This window comes from Selenomonas sp. oral taxon 126 (assembly GCF_001683335.1).
Classification (GTDB): Bacteria; Bacillota; Negativicutes; order Selenomonadales; family Selenomonadaceae; genus Centipeda.
Genome location: NZ_CP016201.1, coordinates 2102485 through 2114501, shown reverse-complemented (window position 1 = coordinate 2114501; position 12017 = coordinate 2102485). Strand labels below are relative to the sequence as shown.

Here is a 12017-nt window from a genome sequence, read left to right as displayed (position 1 = left end):
CAGCCCCTCCCGCGCAATCGTCTCAGACAGCTCCTCATCCGAAATCCCCGCCGCGCGGGCAACCGCTTCCAGATCCTCAGCCCCCTCAGGAGACTGCAGCGCCGCCACCGTATCCACATACGCCGCCTCAAAACCAGACCCCTGCACCTGCGCGCGGATGATCTCCTGCTGCACATCGGGCGCCGTCTGCTTCAGCTTTGCAGACGAGGACACCTGCTGCAGCCCATCCAGCATCACCGTCCCCGTCAGCGTATGCTGCACCTGCGCCTCCTCACGCGCCTGCTCCGAAGAAAGCCTGCGGGCATGCCGCAGCACCGCCCCCGCAGAGCCGAGCGGCGCAGCCAGACCAAACCCCACCCCCACCGGAAACGCCTCTGCCGTCCGAACCAGCGCCCTGACCGCCATATCCCCCGGAGAGATCGCCCCATCCGCCGCACGGCCATCTGCGGCATCAACAATCTCATTGTGAATCAGATCATCGGAGAGCGACTGCGCCCCCTCCTCGAGTGACTCCGTCACAGCGATCTTCAGCACATCCTTCACCTGCTCCTTGGCATCGAGAGCACCTGCAGCTTGTTGTAAGCCGCGCGCGCCTCTTTTTCGGTGGGACCGTCGCTCTTTCTTCCTCTTCCTTCTCCTGCTCCCCTGCCCGTATTCTTATTCACGTGATAGTAGGCGGCAATCGCACCTTCCAGCGCATTGCGCTCCCTCATATCAAGATCCTGCGCATACAGCATAGAGATCGCCTCACCATAGCCCCCCGCATTCTGCGCCGCACGCAAAACCCCGTCCAGGAACTCTTTGCGCTCATCCTCATACGAACGCTCGAGATCACCCCCGCGCGCCTCAATGAGACGCAGCAGCGCATCCTTTCCATACACCTCATCCACATATTCCCGCGCCTTCGCCTGATTAAAATGCTGCCCGTCCCAGACATCAGGCAGCGAAAGAATCCGCGACACATCTGCATCCATCTCCCTCACATCCCGCTTCTTCTTCCCCTCACGGGCGAGCTTATAGTAGACAGCAGCATCCATATCATTGCGCATCCAAAACAGAATCTCATCCGCGCGTTCATAGTCCTCATTCTCGATCGCCGCCCCTGCGGCCGCCGCCGCCACATCCGTCACCATCTTCTGACGCTCCGAGGCAAGCATTTCCCCCGACCAGCCCTCCCTTTACATCCCAAGTATGTCAAGGCCATCCGTGGCAAGAAGACAGACAAGAAGGATGCCAAATGGATTGCCGATATTTTCAAGCACGGTCTTGTCTCCGGCAGCTTTATCCCGCCCGCCGACATCCGTCAGCTTAGAGATCTGATGCGATACCGCTCCAAACTCACAGGTTTCTCCTCCGGGGAAAAGAACCGTGCCCAAAACTGTCTTACAGTTTCCAATATCAAATTGGATGATGTGTTCTCGGATGTCTTCGGCAAGACTGCCTCTGCCATTACCACCCAACTGCTTGAAGCGAATGCCCCCTTTGACGTAAGCCCCTTCCTGAGCAAGAAACTCAAAGCGTCTGCCGAGGAAATTCAAGCGGCCGTCGATGGCAGTATCTGCACACATCAGGCAGGAAAGATGCGTGTTATCCGCTCCCATGAGGAACGAGAAATACAATGCCGCGCTTTACCGCAAGGCAGATGTTCCTCCTAGGAATCGCGAAGTTTCTGTAAACGAAGCCATTTATATCTTGCAGCGTCAGGGGTATTTGGTGACTGCCCCGCAATCTGCTTGATACACACTCATAACCAATTTTTCGGTCACTCTGTGACCTGTTTTCGTGTGCCTTTATTTACCAGCTGTACTTTCAACCTTAAACTCCGTAGGCTTTATCATATTCTCACCTCTCTTCGAGCAAAAAAATGCTGCGAAGATACAATTTGTATCTCCACAACATTTATTATAGAGCCGATGTCGCTCATGCTATTTTATTGTGTAGAAAGGCATATTTTTCAAGGCTTGCAGCGGATTATTTATCTGCGAAGTTTGAGTAAATATCATGATAAATTTCAGGCCATCGCCACATTGCCAACAAAGTTTCCCCTACCGTTCAATATGAAACCGTCAGCCTGATATTTCCGTATGACTTCGTCTTTGCCGTTTACCAACAATTTGTCCCCATTCGGGCCATCCTTGATCCACCCCAGCAGTTTGCCGTCGGCATCAACGATTATGCCATTCGTTTTGTCTATCGTATAGGAAAAACCGTCTGCAAGCCGTACTGTTTCAGACTCATTTTGCCTGTCAAATGCGATGGAGCCAACCTGATGCCCGCCTGTATCCTTGATTACGGCGTAGTCATCCGACACATATTGGATGGTCTGCACTGAGCCGTTTTCATCGGACAGTGAGAAGACTTCTCCGGTTCTCTTTAAGTGCTCATCTACCAGGAAAACGCCCCGCGAAGCAGCGGATGCAATGGATGCCTCGATCGCGGGTGAAATGGTCTGCACATGCCCCTCAAGCATTGTGCCGATATCTACATCCGCATAATCGAGCATCGCTTGCACATTGGATGGCAGCTCTATATCGCTCTTTAACGACAGCGTGTTCCCCATGTCCTCGGTGCTGTCGATGCCGTCGATCCCGTCTACACCATCCAAGGCATCAATCCCATCCGAAAACGAACCGTGGAAAAGCTCATGCCCGTTGATGTCGATTTTCAGGAACGGCAAAATGAACGCCATCATCAGCAGCGGTGTAAGCCCCATGACGTAAAAAGCTCTGTCTGTAGAGTACCCATGACGATACAGCCAGCAAAGCATACGATGAAAGAACAGTGTCAATACACCAGGGAAGATATATGCAGCGATATGAAGCGCCATTGCACCATATTCCGCCACTTGATGCGAGACATTTACACCGCCCTGACCGATCATACTGACCGCCTCAGGAGAACCATCCAAGAAAAATTGGAATATCATCCCTGCGGTATGTATCACAATATGGTCATAGAAGAAATTGTTGAACAGGACAACGAGCAGATATACGCCATAAGCGTACATGCCAACCAGCAGTGCCCGCCAGTTATCCACGACAAATTTTATGCGCAGCAGGAAAAATATGAGCGATGCCGCCGCAATAACAGCGCCAAGCGGAGGGAAAATGATGGTCAGGAAAAAAACTGCAACCATCAATATGAGCAACTTGCCCAAGACCTTGTATGTCGTCAAAAAGAAAAACGCTATAGCGATCAATATGCCCAGCAGAATCGCTTTCTCATCCAGAGCGTACCCCATGCTGAGCCACCAGACGGCAAGCCAAGCATAATGCTTCCATGTAAACTGCTTTTTTTCGCTTGCTTGAGAATTCATAACGTGGTCGTTCTCCTTCTAATGATTCTCCATAGGTATTGCAGTATACCAATATAAAAAACAATCGCTTCCCGCGCCTGCATGAAGCCTTGGTTAGCGATTATGAGATTTTAATTATATTGATAATTCGCTATAAACGCCTTGGATTCCTGCTGAAAATTAAAAACTTTTCACAACATGAAAAAAAGAGATTCCAAACGCCAAATATGACGAATGGAATCTCTCCTCCTACTGCAGCCCTACGTAAAGTACGCACTGCTGTTATGCAGTCTTTATGCCGGCGTACCGCCATCGATCTCGGCATTGTGCTCACTCGCCCACCGATAGCCGAGATATGCGCCGGCAACGTTGACGATAGCAGCGAGCTCCGCACTGACGAAATTCGCCACAACCCAGCTTACAACCATCAGTCCGAGAACAGAGATGACGCCCTTCTTATTCAACCCCGTGCTGTAGAACAGCCCCAAGATGAAGAAGCCAAGAATCGCCGCCACAATCGTATTCTTCTTACCCATATCAATCACTCCTGTAAAAATTGTTCTGTAGATGTACAACGTATCAATATAATTTCCGGGCAGGTAGTCCTGCCCAATGTCATGCGGATGCTCATCCGAGTCCCGGAAAATGCCAAGACTCACCCATGAGAGCCTTGACCACCCCATAGACGGCACCGAGAAACCAAGGAAACCCGATGATAAAGCACAGCGCCACAGCGAGATCGGCATCATCCAGCAGTGCACCAAGGGTACAGGCGAGTGTGAAGCCGAGTAGAACAAGGAACTGCGAAAGCCATGCCTGCTTTGCATGCTGCGCGACAAACATGGATTTTTTCCGCATGATGATCCAGAGGACAAAGGGGACGAAGAAATAACCGAGCCCGCCGACAAAGAACGCGCCCTGTGCGATTGCGGCAAGGATTCGCTCCGTCTGCGAGGGCGCATCATCCACCGCATATTCCGTAAAGCCGCGTCCATCCGCTCCCGCGCTTTCTTCCATGAAATCCCCCCCTTGTATGCCTACGTTCCCAAGCTCACAGTCTCACCATTTTCGAGCCCACTGATAAATATTTTATCAGTGATTCCTATAACTTACTCGCCGTTGAGGAACTTCTTGATTGCCTGCGGATCCTTCGGTGCCCAGTAGAGTGCCTTGCCGTCATCGCTCTTGACAAGCTCGCAGGTCACATCGAGCGTCTTTTCAGCCTCATACGGAATCTCATCGATCATCGCGCGCAGCGAGTTCATCGCTCCCTGCTGATAGACGGGATCCGTGCGGACATCAAGCCCCTGCTGCTGTGCCAGACCAATGTAGACGCCCATCGCGATGAGATCCTCGTTCTTGTCCATCAGCTCACTCGCGCCCTTGGAGTCGACCGGCGTCGCCGTCAGCTCGACCACGGGATTCTTGGAGTCGTCCTTCTTGACCTTTGCCTTCAGCTCCAAGTTCGCCTTGCGATCCGCGATGTAGTAATCCGTAATCGCAGTGGCATTGTCATCGGTCAGCATCATGCTCTTGAACATATCATCCGTCTCCGTGCGGAGCGCATTGCTGATCTGTTCCTTCTGCTCCTTTGTCATGCCCGTCGCTGAGAGCTTGTCCGTATCCGCATACGCATAGAGCTCAGCATAGGCGAGCACCGCCTTGTCCGCCGACTCCTTCGGCTTGTCGTCACCGCAGCCCGCGATGAGGAACGTCGCGAGGATTGCGACAAGCGGCAGGAGCAATTTCTTTGCAACCATGAACTTTCTCATAATCCATCTTCTCCTTTGCAATGAACACATTACTCGGAAAGTCGCGGCGGCCATGAATCGGCCGGATGCATCCCCGCTTCTCTCCGTGTCCTAATTATTACAAAAAAAAAGACTTTCCACAATAGAATTGCGGAAAGTGACGATTTCTTACATGAAAGTGATGGATTTGGAGAACATAAATTGAAAGTATCTGCATCTATACTGAATAACTCCTATTTATTGAGCAGATACTGCATATAGTCCGCCCGCACTGCACTGCGTCGCCGCTGACTGATGGGCAGCTGCGCGCCGTTCGTGAGCACGAACGCCTCCTTCTCCATGCGCTCTATCTTGTCCATATTGACGAGAATGCGATGATAGCACTCGAGGAAGCGTCCGTCGTGCATCAGATGCTCCAACGCCCACTCGTATGTGTAGGGACGTGTAAAGCACAGCCCCTGCTTCGCAAGGACAATATGCAGCCGCCCGCCATCGAGATCGACATAGAAGATCTTATCGAAGACAATTTCGATCGAACGTCCATTGTACTGCATCGAGAGCGCTTTTTCCGCCTTCTCACGACGCGCAAACACGCGCGCAAGTGCAGCGCGGAACGCCTCCTCATCCACCCCCACAGGCTTTAGGAAATACCCGTCCGCAAAGACGCGGTAGCCTTCCATCAGATACTCCTCGCTACTCGTGAGGAAGATAATTCCCACGTCCGCATTCACGCTACGGATGCGGCGCGCAGCCTCCATGCCGCCGAGCCCCGACATGCGGATATCGAGCAGCAGGAGATCGTATGAACTGTTCTCGAACGCCGCAAGCAGGGATTCCGCCGTATGAAAGACGGCAATCTCGGCATGCACAGCCTTCTCTGCCCAGTATTTTTCAAGCATCTCCATGAGATACACACGCACTGCAGTGCATACCTCCGGCTCATCGTCCAAAATAGCGATATGCATACGCTTCCTCTTTCTCTCCATTATTCCCATACATTTGACGAGTTTTTCATCTCATCGTATAATATCACAAAAGAAGTGTAATGAAAACTGGAAGGACGCTTCACCGTGATGGAATATTATCTCAATATCGCAATCTCGACCTCGCTGCTCATCGTTTCCCTGCTGCCATCCGTCTACCTGCGCTATCTCCCCTTTCGTCCTGTGCTCGATGCGCGTACACGGAATCATCTCCTGCAGGGCTATGCCATCATCTTTTTTCTTGAGATTACAATCTCCCTTGCCCTCTTTTACGGCGGGATCATCCCATTCAATTTTCCAACCTTCAAGATTATGTGGTTATTCTTCGGCTATACCCCGTATTTTATCCTCAATCTGATCCTCATCCGCCCCTATGTCGCACAGCATTTCTTTATTTTGGGCATACAGCAGATCCTCGCAGGAACACTCAGCACCTTTGCCGTCGCCATCACCCTTCTCATCATCGACGGTGACGACTTCTTCCGGCATTTTAAGCTCTACTCTGTCATCTATCTCACTCTCTATCTCTCCGTCTTTCCCATTGTCCTCCCCTTCTTCCGACAGATCTTCCTGCGGTTTGCCAGCATCAGTACGGATCGCTTCTGGCACTACATCTCCCCGCTGCCCCTCCTCATCATCTTTCACGAGTCGTACTACTCCCTCGGTGATAAAGCACTTGCCATCCAGTACTTCCTTCCGCGCCTTGCCTTTTTTGCCTCGGGCATATTTATCGCTCTCACGGCGTGGCGCGGACTCGAGTACATCCTCACGCAGGCGGCGGCGACCGAGCGCAATCTTGCCCTCCTGCGCCGTATGAACGCCTTCGGCACCTATACGCGCTCCATGCAGGACAAACAGGCACGTCTTGCCATTGTCCGGCACGACCTCCGACACAATGTCAAAATGCTTGCCGACCTCATCTCGCGCGGAGAGGACGAGGCCGCCATGCAGCTCATATCCAGTCTCAGCTACCAGATCGACGCCACCCGTGTTGAACACTTTGCCGAAAATCCCATGATCGACGCAGCGCTTTCCGTCTACGTCCAACAGGCGCGCGAAAAAAACATCCCGATCGATGTCAAGATCGACCTGCCGAATTCGTTTGCAGCCGAAATTGATCTCTCGCTTGTCCTCTGCAACCTCCTCGAGAACGCCATACATGCAGAGGAGAGCGAGGAGGAGCTGCTGCGCGGCATCCGCGTGCGGGCGCGTGCGCCCAATGGCAGCATATTCCTGTCCATCGAAAACCGCTGCTCTCATCGCGTCAAACTCTCGGCAGACGGACTGCCCAAACGAGCACAAGAATCTGCCGAACATGGCTACGGCATACGCTCCGTCCTCCTATTCGCAGAAAAATACGATGCGGAATACTACGCCAAGCAGAAAGACGGCTGGTTCAGCATCCTGATCCATCTGCCGATTCCCGAACATACGGATAATGACTTGTAAAGTACATCACTTTCCTGTATGATTGTATCACTTTCTGTAAATCTATTGCAATCTTCCCGCCGTTTTGCAATAATGTTTCCAGCGGTAATCATATTGCATAAAAGGAGAGATTTTTATGAAGAAATGGATGAAGGCGTTTGCAGTCATGGCTTCCTGTGCATTCATGCTCGGCACGATGGGTGTCGCCTCTGCTGATGCGTACGAGGGCTATGACGAGGACGGCAACTACGTCTATGCTGAGGTAGACGATGACGGCAACGTCGCTGTTGCAGTCGCGGACGAGGACGGCAACTATGCGGTTCATGTAGAGGATGCGGATGGCAACTACTACGAGGAATGGACCGAGTAATACTAAGCCACCAGCCCAAAAGGGGCTGTTGCACGAGTCTGTTCGTGCAACAGCCTTTTTTGTTGCGCAAAAAAATAGTTCCCGGTATTTTCAAACACCGAGAACTAGCGTAAAATAAGGGTATGAACAACCAAATTTTACACAAGGATTATACATCCTTCGGAGGCGCTTTTCAAGTCAGTCTCCCCCTCAATTTTGAATTTCAAGGAATCGCTGATAAAATAGACCCTCAGATTGGCGTAGATTTTTTCGTCCGAACTAGGAGGAAAACCGGACGCATAGCAAAGGCTATGTGGAGGATTTGCAGGCGTTGTACGGGCAAAAAAGATGCGCTAAGATAGCGGTGCTGAATTTATCAGTGCTTCCTTAACTTCATGCACTACAAGAAATAATCACGTCACATATGCGATCCACCGTTTCCGGCTCCAAGTCCGCATAGAGCGGCAGTGTCAGGACGCGATTTGCAATATGACGCGCAACCGGCGTCTGCTCCACATCATACTTCCCGTGGAAGCATTCAAACGTATTCGTCAATGGATAGAAATACTTTCTGCTGTAAATACCTGCACGCTGCAGCGCATCATACACCTCATTGCGCGTACTGCCGAACTCCTCTTCATGGAACACGACGGGGAAATAGGCGTAGTTCGGCGTGACATCTGCGCGGATCGGATTCAGCTGCACGCCGCTCACGCCTTCCAGACGCTCACGATAGCGCTCCGCGACCTCTTTCCGCTGCGCAATATCATCATCTACATGACGCAGATTGCAAAGTCCCATTGCCGCACAGAATTCATTCATCTTTGCATTGGAGCCTATCGCGTTGACACACTCCGCATCGCGAATGCCGAAATTTTTGAGATCGCAGAGCTTCTGTCCAAGCTCTGCGTCGTGGCAGACAACAGCGCCGCCCTCAATGGTGTGGAAGACCTTTGTTGCGTGAAAGCTCAGACAGGAAGCGTCGCCGTAGTCTGCAACGGCACGCCCCTTGTACTGCTCACCAAAGGTGTGTGCCGCATCGTAGATCACCCTCACTCCGTATTTGTTCGCAATGCGCTCGATCTCCTCCACCGCGCAGACGTTGCCGTAGACATGAACGGGGAGGATTGCAGAGGTGCGGTCGGTAATCAGCGCCTCGAGCTTTCCAACATCCATCGTGTAGTCATCTGCGTTGATGTCGCAAAAGATCGGTATCAGATTATTGCGCACGATGGCATGCGTCGTCGAGGCGAACGTGAACGGCGTCGTAATGACCTCGCCCGTGAGATTCATCGCCTGCAGCGTGAGTTCGAGCGCCATATGACCATTGACGAGCAGCTCGACGTGCTCCGTCTGCATATAGTCCTGCAGCGCCTCCTGAAATGCCTGATGCTTGACGCCCATATTCGTCAGCCATCGTGACTGCCAGATATCCCGGATCTCTGCGATATACTCTTCCATCGGCGGCATCGACGACCGCGTCACCATGATGCTCATGCCCTGCCTCCACTCTATCCAATGTGCACGTATGCGATAACCTCAGTGCATTCCATGCTTCTTCAAAAATGCGATAGGATCGTTCATTTCTTTCAAATTCTCATGGATCTTTTCGATCGGCCACTCCCACCAACGCAGCTGCAAAAGCGCCTCGATAACGGGCGGCGAGAAGCGATATTTTATCACGCGCGCGGGATTACCGCCCACAATGGCATAGGGAGGCACATCCTTGACAACGACACTGTCGGCTGCGATGACAGCACCATCCCCGATCGTCAGGATACCACTGTCACCCGCCGCTTTCAGGTGGCTGCCGCGTCCGATCCAAACATCCGAGCCGATATGTACCCCCCCCGCACAACTCTTATACCCCAGAGAGGGACACCAATCCTCCGTATCAAAATCCATACAGCCGGGATCGTACGTGGTAACGCGGCGATAGTCATGCTGATTATTTAGTCCAACCTCAAGAATAACGTGCGGACCAAAGGACGTATAGTTCCCGACGCGCACCTCCTGCGCCCCGCCGCGGTAGCCCCATTCGATGCGTCCGCCAAAATAACTCTTTGCGCCGAGAGAGACCGTACGCGAACCATATGACCAGACGCGCGGAATCTCTGCCCGTGTCACGTCCACAAAGTCTTCTTCCTGATCCGTAAGTTCCGCCTGAAGCGGCGCATAGCCGATATTTTCTGCAAAGAGGCGCGGCACGTCCAGTCCCGGCATCCGAAAAATACGCCCATCAAGCAGTGCTGCACGCGGAATCTCGGGTGCGTACTGCCTGAGATACGCGATCATCGAATAGAGCTTCGAGCAGGAGAGAAGCACGCGCTGCACGCTCACCGTCTCCGTAGACCCCTCAATCGAAAGCCCCTGTCCCGTGCAGCTTGCATAGCCGACAATCGAAAGCGTTCCCTCCTCCTCCGCACGTCTGTAAAGCGGAACGAGTTCCTCGTCCAGATCGCCGCCGAGAACAACCAATACCTGCGTGCACATCAAAATGCCCCCATCTCACACTTGTCAGAACACTGAATTTTTCATATCACTTCCATCTGATCGTCAGCCTTCATCCATCTGCAATACGAGTGTGGTATCAATATCAAATTCAATCCGGCAATCCTTCCGAAGTGCCTCCGACATCGCTGCAAAAACACATAGCAGATCCTTAAATTCCGTATCCTCCCAAACCTCCGGAATTGTTGTCGCAACGTGAAGAGTGTGCCCCGTCATGTTCATCCATTGCACAATACTGCTTCGCCGCATATGCAGCTCATGGAGATACGCATCGCGCTCAATCGCCTCCCGAATGGTCAGCGCCCATGAAATTGCACCACGAATTCGACTTTTAAATTGCGCCTGCTCATTGCCGTCATGAAAACGAAATGCACTCAGCGGTGTCGGGAAATACATCATGTTTCCCTGACTGAGCAAACGAAGCCATGTGGTAAAATCCGATGTAAGGTATTTTCCTTCTTTGCCCGAAAAGCCCAAATCATGCCCATTGAGCAAAAACTCTTTTTTAAGCAATGCCGTGGTCGGCTCACCGACGAAATTAATCAAATACGTCAGAATATCCGCTCCGATTGTCTCGCCACTGAATTTCGTAAGCTCCTGCGTGATCGGTTCTGTTGCAGGAATATCCGGCAGCTTATTTCCATCTGCATCAATGAGCTCCCGATACGATGTGACAATGCTGAGATCTGGGTTTGCAAAGAATGCGTCCATCATGAGGGCAATCTTATCCGGCATGAATAGATCATCATCCATCAGCCAGTTGACATAAGGTGCATTGGGGTTATTGTAGCTGCGGGCGCGTGCCCAATTTTCATATACCCCGTAGGAGGGATGATGCTCGTAGTGAATGCGCGGATCATCCGAAAAATCGCGCCGCATCATCTCCGCCGTCTCCGTATTATGCGAGTTGTCCGTAATGAAGATGTCCAAATTGCGGTACGTCTGTGCCAGCACGCTTTCAAGCGCGAGACGGAAGTAATACGGCCGCTCGAACGTCGGAATAATGATTGACACAATCGGGTAGATATCCGCTGAATACGTATCGAGAAACACCTCTCGACTCACTTCATCATATTGAATTTCCTTTGTACCCGCGAGCAACCATGCCTCTTTCTGTCGAGGTACAACCGAACGATAGCCCACGCGCCGAAATTCAATGCACTGCGCCTCTGCCCAGAAACAATCCGTATGGAAAAGATCCCTGCGCCAGGGAATATCATACTGCGTAGCGACGAGATCGCCGCTCACCGCCATGACCTCCTCCATGTCGCCCTCAATGTCCTCTCCGAAAAAACCGGTATCATCCGAAAACACCAGTCTGCCCTTGATAAACATCGACTGCACAAGCACCCCCGAGGTCGAGAGCTGCTTTGCTCCAATGAGTCCAATGATACCGATCGCGGGATCTTGTGTAAATATGCGGAGCATTTCCTCGAAGAAATTCAGTCGGAGCAGAATACTCCCGGGCGACAGGTAGACCTTATACTTCGCGTCGCTTTGCTCCATCGCGCGCTGATAGGTATCTGCAACATTCCCGCCGGAGGGCACCTCGATCAGCTCCACCGCATAGCCCTGCGGCACATCTATCGCATCGAGGTACGGGCGTATGGCAGAGACGCCATTCGCCTCACACTGCGCAATGACGGCAATTTTCTTGTCATTCATAAGTGGTTCCTCCCCTATCATTTCACTTCGAGCTC

Annotated in this window: 13 protein-coding genes and 1 pseudogene; 4 read left to right on the top strand and 10 right to left on the bottom strand. The window is 52.1% G+C overall.

Features of this window, described 5'->3' with window-relative positions:
* Positions 1–534, bottom strand: a 534-nt coding sequence (locus tag AXF19_RS09600; protein WP_172837375.1) for a hypothetical protein, incomplete at its 3' end; no start/stop codon positions are given.
* Between the two features lie 5 nt (positions 535–539).
* Entirely contained in the window at positions 540–1157 is a 618-nt protein-coding gene (locus AXF19_RS09595) for a hypothetical protein (RefSeq protein ID WP_066848168.1), read from the bottom strand.
* On the opposite strand from AXF19_RS09595, the gene AXF19_RS16030 reads away from it, so the two are divergent.
* Complete coding sequence (locus tag AXF19_RS16030; RefSeq protein WP_442983846.1) at positions 1038–1655, top strand: IS110 family transposase; 618 nt, start codon at positions 1038–1040, stop codon at positions 1653–1655. The two genes, AXF19_RS09595 and AXF19_RS16030, sit on opposite strands and share 120 nt — an antisense overlap.
* Before the next feature lie 356 nt (positions 1656–2011).
* Here the strand turns inward: AXF19_RS16030 and AXF19_RS09585 are convergent, their stop codons facing one another.
* From AXF19_RS09585 to AXF19_RS09565, 5 genes are all read right to left on the bottom strand, one after another.
* Complete coding sequence (locus AXF19_RS09585; RefSeq protein ID WP_066848164.1) at positions 2012–3316, bottom strand: hypothetical protein; 1305 nt, start codon at positions 3314–3316, stop codon at positions 2012–2014.
* 272 nt (positions 3317–3588) lie between these two features.
* Positions 3589–3831 carry a phospho-N-acetylmuramoyl-pentapeptide-transferase gene (locus AXF19_RS09580; RefSeq protein ID WP_066848161.1) on the bottom strand — a complete coding sequence of 81 codons (243 nt, stop codon included), beginning with the start codon at positions 3829–3831 and terminating at the stop codon, positions 3589–3591.
* A 91-nt stretch (positions 3832–3922) separates the two neighbouring features.
* A complete protein-coding gene (locus tag AXF19_RS09575) occupies positions 3923–4312 on the bottom strand; it encodes a DUF4870 domain-containing protein (protein ID WP_066848159.1) in 390 nt (129 codons plus the stop codon).
* 92 nt (positions 4313–4404) lie between these two features.
* Positions 4405–5067, bottom strand: a complete 663-nt coding sequence (locus tag AXF19_RS09570) for a DUF5105 domain-containing protein (RefSeq protein WP_237141566.1) — start codon at positions 5065–5067, stop codon at positions 4405–4407.
* A 212-nt stretch (positions 5068–5279) separates the two neighbouring features.
* Positions 5280–6011 (bottom strand): LytR/AlgR family response regulator transcription factor, encoded by a 732-nt coding sequence (locus tag AXF19_RS09565; RefSeq protein WP_066848158.1) that lies wholly within the window; start codon positions 6009–6011, stop codon positions 5280–5282.
* 108 nt (positions 6012–6119) lie between these two features.
* Here AXF19_RS09565 and AXF19_RS09560 point away from each other — a divergent pair, with 108 nt between their 5' ends.
* From AXF19_RS09560 to AXF19_RS15435, 3 genes and pseudogenes are all read left to right on the top strand, one after another.
* The gene (locus AXF19_RS09560; RefSeq protein WP_157092533.1) at positions 6120–7478 is read left to right on the top strand and encodes a sensor histidine kinase; all 1359 of its coding nucleotides are present in this window, start codon (positions 6120–6122) and stop codon (positions 7476–7478) included.
* A gap of 115 nt (positions 7479–7593) precedes the next feature.
* Entirely contained in the window at positions 7594–7827 is a 234-nt protein-coding gene (locus tag AXF19_RS09555; protein WP_066848154.1) for a hypothetical protein, read from the top strand.
* 262 nt (positions 7828–8089) lie between these two features.
* Positions 8090–8197 (top strand): annotated as a pseudogene (locus AXF19_RS15435) (secretion protein HlyD); the annotation flags it as partial.
* 2 nt (positions 8198–8199) lie between these two features.
* Here AXF19_RS15435 and AXF19_RS09550 read toward each other — a convergent pair.
* The 3 genes from AXF19_RS09550 to AXF19_RS09540 form a co-directional block, all read right to left on the bottom strand.
* The gene (locus AXF19_RS09550) at positions 8200–9303 is read right to left on the bottom strand and encodes a DegT/DnrJ/EryC1/StrS family aminotransferase (protein ID WP_066848151.1); all 1104 of its coding nucleotides are present in this window, start codon (positions 9301–9303) and stop codon (positions 8200–8202) included.
* 42 nt (positions 9304–9345) lie between these two features.
* Complete coding sequence (locus AXF19_RS15805) at positions 9346–10299, bottom strand: CatB-related O-acetyltransferase (RefSeq protein WP_066848143.1); 954 nt, start codon at positions 10297–10299, stop codon at positions 9346–9348.
* A 63-nt stretch (positions 10300–10362) separates the two neighbouring features.
* A complete protein-coding gene (locus AXF19_RS09540) occupies positions 10363–11982 on the bottom strand; it encodes a glycosyltransferase (protein ID WP_066848141.1) in 1620 nt (539 codons plus the stop codon).
* Positions 11983–12017 lie beyond the last annotated feature (35 nt).